Genomic DNA, 13,533 nt, shown 5'->3' with positions numbered 1-13,533 from the left:
CCCCCGCAGCCGGCGACGATCAGCGGCCGGGCCCGGACACGCCCGCCGACGCGCTGGCCGAACTCCTCGCCGCCATCGCCCGCCGCCAGCACGAGCACCGCGAGAGGACCGCCGAGCGCCTCACCGCCGTCCTGACCACCGGCCTGCTCCCGGGCAACCTCACCGAACTCGCCCTCTACTACCGGGCCAAAGCGCACAAAGACCTCGGCCGCACCGAAGACGCCCTCCACGGCATGCGCCAGGTCGCCGACGCCGCAGGACGGCTCGCCCCGCGCGGCCGCCGGGGCCTGGCCAGACTCGCCAGCATCCGCGGCGACTTCCCCACCGCCCTCGCCGCCACACCCACCCTGGGATGGCAAGGCCGCCACCACCGCGTCCTGGGCCACATCCACCTGCCCCACGGCAACATCGACCGCGCCGCCGCCGCCTTCACCGACGCACGCACTGAGGCCGAGCAGCACAACGCCCCGGGCGAGCAGGCCATCGCCCAGACACTCCTCGCCCTGGCCTGCGCCTTCACCGACCCCGCCCGCGCCGACGACGAACTCGCCCTCGCCCACCAGCTCCTCGAACCACTCGACCAGCGCGCCACCCACCTCTACGCCGGCATCGCCGCCCTCCTCCGCGACGCCGGAACCCACCACAACGACGTCACCGACCGCGCCACCGTCCTGCGCACCGAGATCGCCGTTAGCGGACTCGCCGGGTACGGCCCGCTCCTGGAGACCGCCCTCGCCTTCCACCACGCCGTACGCGGCGCACACGACGACCTGACGACCGCCATCGGCCGCCTGCGCGAAGCGACCGCGAACGGCGACTACGCCTACTACATCCACATCGCAGCCGCCATGGGCGACCTGCCCCAGCCCGCCAGCCCCGCCATCCACTGGCTCGACGACGCACACACCGTCCGCGCCCGCTGGCGCGCCCTGGTCACCGCCCGCCAACACCACCTGCGGACCTGACCGGCGGCCGGCCGCCAGCGGACGGCGAAGCCGAGGTAGTGCACCGGCGAGCAACCGTTGTCGAGCATGCTCATGATCGCTGCAATGTGGGTAGTTCGCTGCTGGCCCGGCCGGATGGCCAGGCGTCCATGGTTCGGAGGAACACCTGCATGAGCGTCACCACCACCTACCTGTCCAAGACCGAGGTCCAGAGCCTGCTCGGGGTCACCGCCTTCGGCTTATGGCGGATCACCAGGAAGTACGACGACTTCCCCACCCCCGAGAGCGACCCGGGGCCGTTCGCGACGAAGGACGAAGAGGTCTGGGACGGCACCGAGGTCTACCGCTGGACCGCCAAGACCCCCGAATTCGAGCACCGCGGCGCGGCGCTGCTGCGCCCGCTCCCGGACGACCTCCCGCCGGGCAAGTGGGCCGGATACCAGGACACCCCGCAGGGGCCGGCGCTGGACTGGCACACCGCCCTGGGCACGATCCGCCTCGTCCACACCACCAAGGACCAGGCCGCCTCCGCCGTCGCCGCCGACCTGACGCAGTGCGGCAACCCGGACGGCGTGACCACCGTGTGCGCGCTCTACGGGGACGTGGGCTTCAGCGGGCCCGCGCTCGTCGCCGCCGACACCGCCCACCCGGCGATCGAATACGAAGCCCAGTGGGGCGTCGTCGCCCAGCTTGCCGGGCAGGACCTGCCCTGGTGGCCCGGCCTGCTGCGATCCGCCCAGCTCATCCGCCAGTGGCACCCCGGCGCCCCGGTCCTCGTCGCCGAGGTCCCCGCCAGCACCAGGGAACAGACCCTGCGCCGGGCCGCGGCGAACGACGTCTTCGACGCCGCCGCGCAGGCCGTGCTGACGGACATGGCCAACGACATCCGCAACGACCGCGTGCGCGACGCCGAGCACGACATCGAGATCTTCGGCCGGCACTCCACGCACATCGTCATCGGCGCCCGGCCCGACACCAGCACGCACCCCCTGCCCACCACCGACGACCGCCAGGTCCTCGCGGCCGGCTGGAAGACAATCGCTGCCAGCAGCCACCCGGACGCCGTCACTGCCCTCGAGCTCGTCCTCGCGCGCGATCCCCGGCTGCTGCCCTTCGGCGCGCTCACCAAGGTCGCCCTGCGCCCCGGCACGATCGCCGAGCAGTGGGCCCGCCGGCTCACGCTGTGCGACCCGACCGCCGCCCACGCAGCCCTCGCCGGCGAGCGTCCCGTCGACGCCTTCTTCATCGACCCCCTGACCGACACGCCAGCCCTGCGGACCACCACGGGCGACACCCCCGGCCTACGGTTCTACGCGCCACTGGCCCTGCCCGCCACCGGCGCCGAGCTCACCTCCGTCGTCCTGGACGGCACCGTGTGGGTCAAGACCAGCGACGGCCAGGTCCACCCCGCCCCCTGCACGCCGAACGAGCACCTGTGGTGGGGCGACGGCTGGGGCGACAAACCCAGCGAAGCCGCCACCGTCATCAACACGCTCCTGGACGACCTCGGAGCCACCATCGATCTCCGCGAGCACTGGAAAGCCCCGCGCGGTCTGACCACGCTGCTCGAGAAGCAGGCGAAGCCCGGCCCAACCGAGATCGCCCGCCACGCGCTCCTGCACGCACGCATGACGACACCCCCACAGTCGCCGCACGACGACTGAACGGGGCTGCGAACCGCCGCGCGCCGGTGCCGGGGCGGCAGCGCCGCGCCGTCTTCACTGCGGTCATCCGTTCGGCGGCGCCGTGCGCGTCGTCGAACGGCTCGGCTCGTTGGGCTCCGGCGATGCGGGCCGTCCTGGCCGCGAGGCGAGGAGGCACGGGCGTGGCTGTCGGCCGGACCAGGAAAAAGAAGAAGAACCAGAACCGGAAGACCTCGGTGTGGGAGGGGAGGACCGTGGCTGCAGGCTGCGGTGCCGGAGCGCTGACGGGCCGAAGCGCGGAAGCCAGCAGCCGTGCCGCCGAGGACGACCGGCTCTGGTTCGACAAGCACCCTGGCGCTTCGGTGCGGGTGCGCGAGGCGCTACCCGGTGAGCACGACCACGGTCCCTTCACCCAGGGCCGGAAACCACTCTGGCCGGATGAGCGGCTGACCGTCGTGGTCGTCCAGGTCGTCCCCGGCCGCAGGGTGCGGTACCCGTACAAGGCGGTGAGCGTCGCGAGCCCAGACGAGCGGCTCACTCCGCAGCAGTTGGAGGCCGTGCGGGAGGAGTGGGAAGCCAGCGATCAAACGATGCCGCTCACGGCTCCGGATGGCCAGACCTTCGACTACTTGATGATGTTCCGTCTCGCGATGGCCGGGCAGTCACCGACCGCCGAAGCGCTGGAACGCTGCCGCCTCGGTTAGGACTCGCCGAATCCGCCCTCGGCCAGGTACCGGTCGGCGTTGACGGCCAGGTCGCCGGGACCGTGGCCCATCCCCAGGGAGCGGGGGTACGGCGGCTCCACGCCGTCCTCGTGCGGGAGGTACTGCCGGATCAGCTCGGCGACGTCGTCGAGGTTCGCCTGGGGCACCTGCTCGAGCAGGGCGTGCACTTCCTCGCGGGTGGTCACACCCCGAGCGTAGGTCAGGTGCCGGTTCCGGGCGGGGGGAGTTCGTTGAGCCGCTCGGCCCCGCAGCCTTCGCAGGGCTCCGCGCCTTCGAACAGGGCGCGGCGGGCCTGGTCAAGGGTGAGGGTGGACTCGTGGTCGCCGAGCTAGCAGCGCTCGTAGTGCAGGATGCGGCGGGGCTCGCGGCCGACCGGGGTGGGCATGCGCCTGGAAGACGATGTCGCTCGGCTCGGGCACGGTCTTCCCGCCGGGTGAAAGACTCCCTGCATGCCCGACACGATCCCGACGAAGGACTTCTTTGCCGTACGCCGCCTGCTCGGGCCGGGGCGGTGCCTGCTGATGATGGGCCCGAGCGGCTCCGGCAAATCCACCGCGGCCGCCCAGCTCGCTGCCGAGCTGGGCGCGGTCGTCGTCTCGTACGACGACCACCAGCGCCGGGTCGCGGGGGACACGGGCGTGGAGCCGGTCAGCGAGCAGGCGCTGACGGCAGCGTGGGCAGAGCTGGACGCGCACTGCGCGGCCGGCATGCCGGTGATCGTGGACGGCACGCACTGCCAGCCCGAGCGCCGCACCGCCGTACGGGAGATCGCGTCCGCGCACGGTCTGCGGACCGTCGTGCTCGTGCTGCTGCCGCCGCTCGACGTGTGCCTTGAACGCCAGCAGTTGCGGGCGCGCCGTGTGCCGCCTGCCGATGTGGCTCGCCAGCACGCCGCCATCGCGGCGGCACTGCCAGCTTTGACCGCCGAAGGGCACGCGGCCGTGCTCCGGCTCCCCGCCGCCTTTGATCCCGGTTAGCCGAACGGCCCGTCCTCGCCGAGGCACAGGACCCGGTCAGCGCGGCAGATCGAACAAGTAACGGCCTCTTCCGGGTCGGCGAGCATGCGCAGGGCCTCACGGTCGGTGGCGAGCTGCTGGGACATGCCACCCTGGGCGCAGTCGAGCCGGTGCACGACCACGGCGTGGGGACTGCCGGGCGGAGCTTCGGACAGACGCCAGCGGCGGCACTCTTCGGCCGGGGGCGGGTCGAGGATTGTGTAGTCCTCGCCGGGGATCGGCTGGACGTCCGGGTAGGGAGCGGAGAAGGCGATCTCCGTAACGTCGCGGACGGGGCCGCGCGGGGTGTCGCGCCGGTCCGGGAGCGTGAGCACCAGTTCGTACCACCACACACCCCTGAAAGGACGGCGCGCGGTGACCCGTACCTCGAGGACCTGGTCGTCGGCGAGACAGACGAGCGCACGGGGAAGCTGATCCAGGGGAATTCCGTGTGCGCGCCGGCCGCTTCCCCCGCCCGCTCCCGCCCCGGTCTGCGTGTGCATGGCGACCAGCCGGTGTTACGCGGCTTCGGCCGCGGCGTCTTCGTCGGCGTCTTCCGCCGGCTTGCAGGCGCTCTTGAGCGCCATGCGGGCCTCGACGACCTTCCCCTCTGCCACCGTCCCCCAGAAGGGGTGCGTGCCGACCGTGACGCTCAGCTCGAGGGCCCGGGCACGCAGCCCGGCGACGGCGCTCTTCTGCTCTTCAGTCCAGCCGTCTGTGGCGGGGCGCCGGGCCGGGTACCAGTGCCCCTCCGGCCTCTCCCAGCCTTCGGCCGGCTCGACGGACCAGGGCAGTTCGGAGGCCGCGGCGCGGAGCTCGGCGTGAGTCTGATGCAAGGCGGCCTGGGCCTGGCGCAGATCGTCGGGGAAGTTGAAGTCGTTCTCAGCCATCGTGACCGAAATCGTACCTCCGTTCGAAGATTCCTCGACGCGAGAAAATCCGCTCGGGTTAAAAAGTGGGTTAAACGAAAGGGTAAGTGCTGCTAGGGTTGGGGCACGAGAGGAGATTCGCACATGGCCACCGAGGAAGAGCTGTTCGCGTCCGTCGATGCGCTGCTGGAGGAGGAGCCGCAGCTCCCGCCCCCGGCGGAGCGCGCCCGGCTGCGGGAGGCCGCCGGCATCACCCAGGCCCGTCTCGCGCTCGCTCTCAAGACGTCGACGCAGACGGTGAAGAACTGGGAAAACGGCCGTTCCGAGCCGAAGTCGCCGCGCCTGGAGGCGTACCAGCGGCTCCTCAAGGGCTGGGCGGCGAAGTACCCAGCGCACGGCGCTCCCGCCGCCACGCCCGCCCCGGCCGCTGCGCCTCAACCGGAGATGCCGGAGACGGTCTCCGGCCCGGCCGCATCCGAGCCGGAGAACGCTCCGCCGGCAGAGACGCCCTCCGCCCCGGCCGCGCCGGAGCGCCCCGCGTCCCGCCGCCCGGCTGCGTCGTCGCGGCGCCCGGCGGCGAAGAAGGCCGCGAAGCCGCCTGTCGACCCGCGGTTCCCGCACGGCCCGCTCGCCGTGCTGGACGGTGACGGCTCCGCGTACGGCGTCGACGGGATCGTGCTGGACTGCCCGGCGACCACGATCCCGGAACTGGTGGAGTGGACGCTGCGCGAGTCCGGCCTCGGAGCGCCGAAGCTCAACCGCTACGGCAAGGACTCCGACCCGCTGATCGTCCTCACCGCCGCGGCCGCGGTGAAGCTCGGGCTGCCCGAGCGCCTGGAGGGCCACGAGCAGCGCCGCTCCCTGCGCCTGCCAGAGGACCACCCGGTCGTCAAGCAGGTGATGAAGGCCAAGTGGCAGCTCACGCAGCGCGGTTTCGGCCCCTGGGCGCGGATCTACCGCAAGGCGCAGGGCCGCGACCGGCAGTGCGTGCAGCTGGCGATCCTGTCGTGGGACGCCCTCGATGAGCGGTCCTGGCCCGGCGTCTCGGAGATGGAGCCGGCCGACATCGCCCGCGTCCTCGGGGTGTACGCCCAGCGGGTCATCACCCCACGCGGGTCGACGGCCGTCTCGGGCCTGGAGCTGATGACGGCGCTGCGCCCGCCGACGAAGCCGGAGCGCGATGAGGAGACCGGCAACTGGGTGTCCGCTCACAACCCCGGCAGCTTGGGGACGGAGCCGATGGACCCTGCGCCGCCGGAGGCCACCCCGGAGCACCCCGTTGTGGTGAACTCGGGCTGGACCGGCGGGTTCCTCGATGAGGAGGCGTACCAGTGGGTGCGGTCGGTGGACAAGCTCACCGATGAGGAGTGCACGCTGCCCTTCGCGGTCGGCCTGGATCTCAACACCGCCTTCCTCGCCGCCGCGGCCCGCCTGGTCGTTGGCCTCAGCGCTCCAGACCACTTCCACGCCCCGAAGTTCAACCCGAAGATCCCCGGCTCGTGGCTGGTCGACCTGAGCCACATCGAGCTGGACCCGCGCCTGCCCTCGCCGTTCACGCCGGACGGCTCCCGGCCCACGGGCCCGGCCTGGTACCAGACGCACACCGTCGCCTACGCCCAGGAGCTCGGCTACGACATCCACCCGATCGAGGCGTACCTGCGCCGTGAAACCGGCGCCTACCTGGACCCGTGGCACGACCGCCTCAAGAATGCCTACGTCGACACCCTCGCCGACCTCGGCGTCACCCGGGACCTGGACGACCGCCAGTTCCTTGCGGCGATGGAGAAGCACAAGCAGGTCGACCCGGCCCTGGCCGCCGTGTTGTCCGCGATCAAGGCCACGGTGAAGGGCGGCGTCGGCAAGCTTCGCGAGCGTCCGCAGGGCAAGTCCTACAAGGAGGGGGAGCGGTGGCCGGCCCTGGAACGGCCGACCTGGCGCCCCGACATCCGCGCCGCCGTCATCAGCAAGGCCCGGGTCAACATGCACCGCAAGCTGCTGAACATGTCCCGGATGACCGGGCTGTTCCCGCTCGCCGTGCTGTCCGATTGCGTCGTCTACCCCTCGCCGGGCGCGAGCCCGCTGGACTTCCTGCCGTACGCCGCGAGCGGCAAGCCGCAGCCCGGCGGGTTCCGCCTCGGGCCCACGCCCGGCCTGGCGAAGCTGGAGGGCGTCCAGTCGATGCTGTGGGCGGTCGACCTGATGGAGAAGGGCCTCAACCCGGCCCGCCACATCAAGGGCGGCGACGCCGTCATGGACGAAGGGGAGTAGATCGTGGGGGAGATCGAGGACGCTCTGGACCGTGCCGGGTTCGAGACGTTCACTAAGGAACCGCCCAAGGGCCTGCAGGCCCGCATCCGGTTTCTGCTCAAGCAGATGGAGACGGCCAAGGCTGTTGGCGCGGAGATCGGCGTCACCGCCGACTCCGTCAACCGCTACCGCCGCGGCGACCGGAAGAACCCTCCCAAGGAGATCAGCGACAAGATCGATTCTGCCGTCCGGGCACGCTGGCAGCCGCTCGTCCGCAAGCGGCGTCGGAAGCAGGCTGCCACCAGTACCGGGATCACCGTGGAGACGCGGGCCCGGTTCGGCTACACCGCGCCGGTCGGCACGACCGACGACGGACGGTTCCGGCGACTCACCGTGCACCTCCCGCCGACCTACGCACAGCGCCTATTCGACGCCCGCGACGCGGGGGCCAGCGACCAGCAGATGCGCAGAATCATCGCCGAAGGGTTTAAGGAAGTGTATTTCCAGGACGGCGGCGGTCGCGCTATGGGACTGTCGGACGTGGAAATCAACGACATCGATTACCTCGATCTGGATTACTGACTAGGAGCGAATACGTGACCGCTGAATTTCCGCCCATCGACCGCGACAAGAGCCCACTGTTCGACGCGGACCACGACCCCGTCCGCGTCGCCGACGCGCTGCGCCGCAGCCCCCACTTCGCCGCTGCGGACGCCGACCCCGGCGGCGACACGGTGTGGTTCACCACCGAGGCCGGCATCAACTACACGCTGACCTTCAAGGACCCGGAGCCCACCGACGACGACCTGCCACCCGAGCCGGTGCTCACCGAGGCCATCGCCGCGGCGATCCTCAACCACCCCGGCTTCGTCACCGCGGATGCGGACTCGCCGCGCGAGGACACCATCACCATCCAGTCCCGCAACCAGGTGCGCCACCTCTTGGTCCTGGACGTCGACCGCGGCAACGCCCTCGCCCCGGAAGACCTGTCCACCCCGGCCGTCGACGTCGCCCTCGCCGCCGACAAGCTGCTCGCCAGCGACCCGAGCGACTCCAAGCGCGCCACGGCCGAACTACTCAACTACGTGGCCGCCACCTGGGACAAGCAGGACCTCCCGCTGCGCGAGCACGCCCAGGCCCTCGCCCGCACCCTGCGCACCCAGTAGGAGGGGATCCGTCCATGCCCGCATCCACGGCCACCCGCCGCGCGTACCGTGAGGGGAGGACCCGCCGGGAGGACCAGATGAGCGCGCAGCCCGACCATGCCCCCGTCACGCCGTACGCCCCCGCGCCCGGGGCGCCGGCCGAACTCCTCGCCCAGCTGCGCGCCGACAAGCGCTCGGCCACCTGGGTGCCGGCCTTCGAGCGCGAGTGGTCGGCCGCCCTCGAGGAATCCCGGCGCACGTTCTCCCTGACTGGGCTCTACGAGGTCATCCAGGACTGGCAGGGCCGCATCGCGCACGCCCCGGCCGTCGACGCGTTCGTCGCCTCCGGCTACGACGACAGCGACGCGATCGACCTGGCGGAGCTCCGCCAGCGGCGCGGGTGACCCCGTCGCCGTACGCGGTCCGCGCCTCCGCCCCGGCCGCCAAGGTCCTCGACTCCCTGCCCGAGCACGCGGTGCCGTGTGGGACATCCTCGCTGCCCTGGCCGCAGACCCGTGGGGCTTCGGGCAGTTCGACACTGACGACGACGAAGGCGAGGACGTCCGCTACGCGGCCGTCGGCCAGCTCTCCGTCACCTCCTGGATCAACCGGCCCCTGCACAGCCTGACGGTTCTGAACATCGTCTGGCTCGGGTAGCCACCCGTGACAACGGCCCGACCCCGGCATTGCAGCTGCCGGGGTCGGGCCGTTTCCGATCGTAGCCACGGCCGTATCCACCGCTAGTCACGCGGGCGGCAACCGGTAGTCATCCTTGCGGCGGCGTCGCGCCGGGCAGCTCCCCGGAGAAGGCCCACCACTGCTCGATGGTCCACACGGCGACGCTGGAGCGGTCGGTGGACATCCGCAGCCACACCTCCTCGCCGCCGGGCATGAGTGCCACCTCCAGGTGTGCCTCGTCCCATGTGCCCACCGGGTACATCCACTCGATGCCGTCGGGCCACGTCCGCATCGCCACCGTGCGCACGCTCAGCGCCGCAGCGAAGGCGTCCAGCGCCGCCTTGGGTATCCGCACCTCCGCCGGCTCCCGCTCGATCCCCGCCACCCGGCCCCCTCCGCCTCGTGCGGCGGGCCCGCGCCCACCGTCGCGGATCAGCGTGACAGACCCGCGCCCCCGCGCGGTGTCACCCTGTGAGCCTGGGAGGCTCACAGGCCGTTTCCCCAGGTAGACGCGGTGAACTGTGAGGCTGTGAGGGTGTGAGACGGAGCTCGCACCGGTGCTTCCGCACGCCCTGGTGCCGCCCGCCGGCCCGGAGGACGATGAAGTCGTGGGCGAGCAGCACGAGGACCAGGAGCACGCCGTCGAACCAGCGCGGCCGCCGCTCACCGCGGCCCGCGCCCGGGAGATGACGGCCGCGCTGCGGGAGGCGATGGACGACGTCCGGCGCTCCGTGGCGGTGCTCGCCGCCCGGGTCCGCGACGCGCACGCCGCCCGCGTCTGGCTCCCCCTCGGGCACAGCAGCTGGGAGTCGTACTGCGACGCGGAGTTCGGCATCAGCCGCGCCCAGGCGTACCGGCTCCTGGACGTCGCCCGCTCCCTCGCCGCGATCCACGGCGCCGTCGCGGCCCACGCCGATCCGTCTCGCACGCGAGACACCGGCCCGGTCGCCGCGGCCGCACTCGACTACGGCCTGTCCCAGCGCGCCCTGATCGCCGTCTCCGCCCGTTCCGACGTCGTCGCGGAGCTGATCACCCGCCGCCCGCCGAACCGTCAACGGACCCGACCGTCGCCGCGCTGCGCCGCGTCGTCGACGACCTCGCCGCCAGCACCCACGCGATCGGGGAACTCATGCTCGAAGCCGCGCCGGCCTACCTCTCCGACATCGAGGCCGCCGACGTCCTGGCGCTGCTGTGCGACCAGATCGGCGAACCCCTCGAACACGGCCTCGCCGCCCGCCGCTACGCCATGTCCGGCGACCGGCGCGCCCTGCACGGCACCGTGCTGTGATCGCTGCTGGGTGAGGTCAAAGTGAGGTACTCCTGCGCCGGGCCAGGGGAATCACTGGCGCGGATGGCTGGAACAGCGAAGCGAAGGCGCTGGTCAGAAGCGACTCAGGGACATGGTCGGGGCATGCGGGTGTGCTGTTTCTCCGGCGGAAGCGAGTGCGAGCGCTGCCTTGGCGAAAGAAGCGTCGTTCCCGCCCGTACAGGTCCCAAATGTCGGGTGCCATCCGGCGCCGCACGTAGCCAGGTATCGACTGGTACATGCCTGCCGCCGTGGTGGTGGTTGTCGTTTGTGGAGCGTCACGAACGCCCAGAACGGCCTTCGTGGCCTCGCGTCGGGCTGCTGCGAAGTCGAGCTCCGGAAAGTACTCGCTTCGAGGGCTCGTCGATGGCGAGATCGTGCGGCACTTCGTCAGCGCCTGCGCTTCCGTGGTCTTGTAGTTGGGATGGGCCGGGGATAGCCACGCTTGGGTGACAGCCCCTCCCAGACGGTGCGCTTCAGTGCGCAACGCCTCCAGGCGAGCGCGAGGCTGCGCTGTGGAGCCGACTTTGATGTAGGACACGGCGCCGGTGATGGCCAGCACGTAGACGTACCCGGTTCCGCTGGGCGCGCGCGGGGGAACCTGGTGCGCCTTGAAGAAGTGCAGTAACCAACCACGTGGGTCGTTGTGCACGAGTTCGAGCATGCCCCACCCCTCGAGTCTGTCTGACAGGACAGTCAATCGGATGGGTGTGACAACGGCTTTTGATCCTGGGGTGGGCACCGTCCCGCGACCGCTGCTGTCGTGCTGCCAGCAGTGATGGAGGCCAGGCTGCGCACGCTTGCGCAGGCCGCAGGCACTCGCTGCGGGTTGTTCTGGAAATCCAGAACAACCCGGTTCACCTGGTGCTACCGGCCGCCTTGCTCGCGCCCCGCCACCGGCCTCGGGTGCCTCCCGTTTGTTCTGCTGCACCAGAACAAGCCGGTTTACGTAGTGCTACCGGTTCGATCGCAGGCGGGCATGAAGGAGGCGCCGCACCCGGAGGTGCAGCGCCTGTGTGTCTTCGCGGGGCCGGAGAGCCGTTCAGGCTCCTCGGTGGGTGTTCAGCCGGTGGCGGCGAGATTGGCCACCTGGGCGGCGAACCTGGCCCGTCGCTGCTCGGTGAAGCTCTCGGGGTCGGCGGCCTTGATCTCGGGCACCGCCATGACGGGGGAGGAGACCGCACCACCGGTCAGCAGCGGGTGGAGCTGGTAGCGGCCGTCCTCGAGGCCCCAGGCGAGTCCGCACTCGCGCAGCTCCTTGAAGCCGCGGTTCACGGTCGGCTTGCTCGCGCCCAGCTCGCGCGCCATCTCGTTCTGGCTGATCTCCGCGGTGCCGGTCTCCGGGTCGCTGAGGTACAGCAGCTGGTCCAGGACGCGGCGGCCGGCGGTGGAGACGTCGACCAGGGCCAGGAGGCGCAGGACGTCACGGGAGATCGCGACGGGGGCCTCGGTCGGAGGGCCGGGGACGTATGAGCTACTCACGGAGCCTCACCACTTCCGATCGGTCGACTCTGCAACGAGGATATGCCGCGCGAGGTCATGCGCTCGCCTTGCGGACGGGCCGCCGCTGCCGGAGGGTGACGACCTTCTCCTTGCGACGGGCGGCCTCGGCGGCCTTCTTCTCCGCCTCCCGGGCCTGGCGCCACTCGGTGGGGTAGTCGGGGTGCGGGATGATGCAGACCGGGCCCTTGGCGTCGTTCCAGAGCTTCTGCCACTTCTCCTGCTCGCCGGAGGTGCCGGCCACCGTGAGCCACGGGTTCAGCTGGAGGATGCCCCGCTTGGCGGTGCGCACCCAGCCGATGTGCACGAAGAACTGGCTGGCCTCGTTCACGGAGGCCGCCGACAGGTTGCACCGGGCCTGAAGGTCGCGCTGGTTCGTCTTCACGAAGCCGCGGGGGGCCGCACGGTCCTTGTCGTCCGCGCGGTTGGCGCTCTGCAGCGCCATGAGCTGGCACCAGACCTGGAACCAGGAGCCAGGCATCTTGAGGCTGCCGAGCACGTTCAGCAGCAGCCGGGCGTCCAGCACGAAGCCACTGATCTCGGCGCTGGCGGCGAACCCGAAGCCCTGGATCTTCTCCACGCCCAGGATCAAGCCGCCCTTGCCGTCCGACCGCGCGACCACGCGCTCGCCGGGGCGGACGATCGGCAGCTGTTCCATCAGCACAGCCCTCCAGAGATGATCAACTTTCCGGGGAGCACGGTAGCACTAGGTAAACCGGTTTGTTCTGGAGGGGCAGAACAAACGGTGCCTCACAGTCACCTGACTATCCGTCAGCTTTGGGGGGTGTTTGTTCTGGATCTCCAGAACACCCGGGACGCGTTTGTTCTGGAGATCCAGAACAAACGGTTTCACATCACCGCAGGTCAGAGCCGGTTTTAGCGCGGATCGCTCTTATGTGTCAACTAGAACCCGGCCGCCACACGAAACCCCCGCCGGCACGCCGCGCGCTGCGCGGCACAAGCAGCTGGAAACAGCGGGCGTGTCGCCGTCGACAACCACCGGATCGGGGAGGCCAGCCCCGGTGCCTGAGCTCGCTTCGCGTGCGGCACCGCGCCCCAGCGCGCGTCGAGGACGGCAGCAGCGGCTCTGAGTCTCGGGTGGTACCGGCCGAGACGCTCAAAAGCACGGAAGCGTGGCTAGTGCCGGTGGACGGTTCCGCCGCCCGGCCCCCTGGGGCGGGGCGGCTGCGGTACCTCCGCACGTCGAATTTCGACACTGGCATATCGGGACTTCCGTTCTGTGGCTAAGCGATTAACGACCGGGTAATCTCGAATTCTGCCGGTAGTTTTATCCGGGGTTGGGGTGGTGCGGCCCGAACCCAAACGCTACACAGTAAGGCAGCATGATGCATCACTCTGGCAGTGGGTTCGCTAGCCCGGATCAGGCGGTGACGAATTCTGCACCACCCGGAGGGTTAGGCGTGTATGCTGGCAGGGTATTAGTGAACGCGAACGGCCGGTTTCGAGGGTGGGGAGGGGTC

The 13,533-nt window shown here is 70.8% G+C and carries 16 protein-coding genes and 1 pseudogene; 10 read left to right on the top strand and 7 right to left on the bottom strand.

All coding sequences use genetic code 11. The features are described 5' to 3' along the window. From ACSNOH_RS27705 to ACSNOH_RS27695, 3 genes and pseudogenes are all read left to right on the top strand, one after another. Positions 1 to 965 (top strand): annotated as a pseudogene (locus tag ACSNOH_RS27705) (ATP/GTP-binding protein); the annotation flags it as partial. A gap of 149 nt (positions 966 to 1,114) precedes the next feature. Next, on the top strand, positions 1,115 to 2,608 hold the full coding sequence (locus ACSNOH_RS27700) for a hypothetical protein (protein WP_436724163.1): 1,494 nt from the start codon (positions 1,115 to 1,117) through the stop codon (positions 2,606 to 2,608). A 161-nt stretch (positions 2,609 to 2,769) separates the two neighbouring features. Beyond that, on the top strand, positions 2,770 to 3,291 hold the full coding sequence (locus ACSNOH_RS27695) for a hypothetical protein (protein ID WP_436724162.1): 522 nt from the start codon (positions 2,770 to 2,772) through the stop codon (positions 3,289 to 3,291). Here ACSNOH_RS27695 and ACSNOH_RS27690 read toward each other — a convergent pair. After that, positions 3,288 to 3,497 (bottom strand): hypothetical protein, encoded by a 210-nt coding sequence (locus ACSNOH_RS27690; RefSeq protein WP_436724161.1) that lies wholly within the window; start codon positions 3,495 to 3,497, stop codon positions 3,288 to 3,290. The two genes, ACSNOH_RS27695 and ACSNOH_RS27690, sit on opposite strands and share 4 nt — an antisense overlap. A 264-nt stretch (positions 3,498 to 3,761) precedes the next feature. Between ACSNOH_RS27690 and ACSNOH_RS27685 the strand changes: the two genes are divergently transcribed. Then, positions 3,762 to 4,289 (top strand): AAA family ATPase, encoded by a 528-nt coding sequence (locus tag ACSNOH_RS27685; RefSeq protein ID WP_436724160.1) that lies wholly within the window; start codon positions 3,762 to 3,764, stop codon positions 4,287 to 4,289. On the opposite strand, the gene ACSNOH_RS27680 is transcribed toward ACSNOH_RS27685, so the two are convergent. Further along, complete coding sequence (locus ACSNOH_RS27680; protein WP_436724159.1) at positions 4,286 to 4,810, bottom strand: DUF6233 domain-containing protein; 525 nt, start codon at positions 4,808 to 4,810, stop codon at positions 4,286 to 4,288. The two genes, ACSNOH_RS27685 and ACSNOH_RS27680, sit on opposite strands and share 4 nt — an antisense overlap. A 15-nt stretch (positions 4,811 to 4,825) precedes the next feature. Then, positions 4,826 to 5,197, bottom strand: a complete 372-nt coding sequence (locus tag ACSNOH_RS27675; protein WP_436724158.1) for a hypothetical protein — start codon at positions 5,195 to 5,197, stop codon at positions 4,826 to 4,828. A 123-nt stretch (positions 5,198 to 5,320) separates the two neighbouring features. Between ACSNOH_RS27675 and tap the strand changes: the two genes are divergently transcribed. The 5 genes from tap to ACSNOH_RS27650 all read left to right on the top strand — a co-directional run bounded on the left by tap (position 5,321) and on the right by ACSNOH_RS27650 (position 9,225). After that, positions 5,321 to 7,444: a telomere-associated protein Tap gene (gene tap, locus ACSNOH_RS27670; RefSeq protein WP_436724157.1), complete on the top strand. Its 2,124-nt coding sequence runs from the start codon at positions 5,321 to 5,323 to the stop codon at positions 7,442 to 7,444. 3 nt (positions 7,445 to 7,447) lie between these two features. After that, on the top strand, positions 7,448 to 8,005 hold the full coding sequence (tpg, locus tag ACSNOH_RS27665) for a telomere-protecting terminal protein Tpg (RefSeq protein WP_436724156.1): 558 nt from the start codon (positions 7,448 to 7,450) through the stop codon (positions 8,003 to 8,005). A gap of 14 nt (positions 8,006 to 8,019) precedes the next feature. Beyond that, positions 8,020 to 8,589 carry a hypothetical protein gene (locus tag ACSNOH_RS27660; protein WP_436724155.1) on the top strand — a complete coding sequence of 190 codons (570 nt, stop codon included), beginning with the start codon at positions 8,020 to 8,022 and terminating at the stop codon, positions 8,587 to 8,589. 77 nt (positions 8,590 to 8,666) lie between these two features. After that, positions 8,667 to 8,972, top strand: coding sequence for a DUF6247 family protein (locus ACSNOH_RS27655; protein WP_436724164.1), 306 nt, complete (start codon positions 8,667 to 8,669; stop codon positions 8,970 to 8,972). A 76-nt stretch (positions 8,973 to 9,048) separates the two neighbouring features. After that, on the top strand, positions 9,049 to 9,225 hold the full coding sequence (locus tag ACSNOH_RS27650; RefSeq protein ID WP_436724154.1) for a hypothetical protein: 177 nt from the start codon (positions 9,049 to 9,051) through the stop codon (positions 9,223 to 9,225). 109 nt (positions 9,226 to 9,334) lie between these two features. Here ACSNOH_RS27650 and ACSNOH_RS27645 read toward each other — a convergent pair whose 3' ends face one another. After that, complete coding sequence (locus ACSNOH_RS27645) at positions 9,335 to 9,631, bottom strand: hypothetical protein (protein WP_436724153.1); 297 nt, start codon at positions 9,629 to 9,631, stop codon at positions 9,335 to 9,337. Between the two features lie 744 nt (positions 9,632 to 10,375). Here ACSNOH_RS27645 and ACSNOH_RS27640 point away from each other — a divergent pair. Beyond that, on the top strand, positions 10,376 to 10,534 hold the full coding sequence (locus tag ACSNOH_RS27640; protein WP_436724152.1) for a hypothetical protein: 159 nt from the start codon (positions 10,376 to 10,378) through the stop codon (positions 10,532 to 10,534). 16 nt (positions 10,535 to 10,550) lie between these two features. On the opposite strand, the gene ACSNOH_RS27635 is transcribed toward ACSNOH_RS27640, so the two are convergent. From ACSNOH_RS27635 to ACSNOH_RS27625, 3 genes are all read right to left on the bottom strand, one after another. Continuing rightward, a complete protein-coding gene (locus ACSNOH_RS27635; protein ID WP_436724151.1) occupies positions 10,551 to 11,216 on the bottom strand; it encodes a hypothetical protein in 666 nt (221 codons plus the stop codon). A gap of 398 nt (positions 11,217 to 11,614) precedes the next feature. Further along, entirely contained in the window at positions 11,615 to 12,034 is a 420-nt protein-coding gene (locus tag ACSNOH_RS27630; RefSeq protein ID WP_436724150.1) for a helix-turn-helix domain-containing protein, read from the bottom strand. A 55-nt stretch (positions 12,035 to 12,089) separates the two neighbouring features. Next, positions 12,090 to 12,710, bottom strand: a complete 621-nt coding sequence (locus ACSNOH_RS27625; protein WP_436724149.1) for a hypothetical protein — start codon at positions 12,708 to 12,710, stop codon at positions 12,090 to 12,092. Positions 12,711 to 13,533: the final 823 nt, after the last annotated feature.

It is taken from the genome of Streptomyces sp. URMC 127 (assembly GCF_051386535.1).
Classification (GTDB): Bacteria; Actinomycetota; Actinomycetes; order Streptomycetales; family Streptomycetaceae; genus Streptomyces.
Note: the sequence above shows the minus strand (reverse complement) of the source record. Positions and strands in the feature narration are given on the sequence as shown.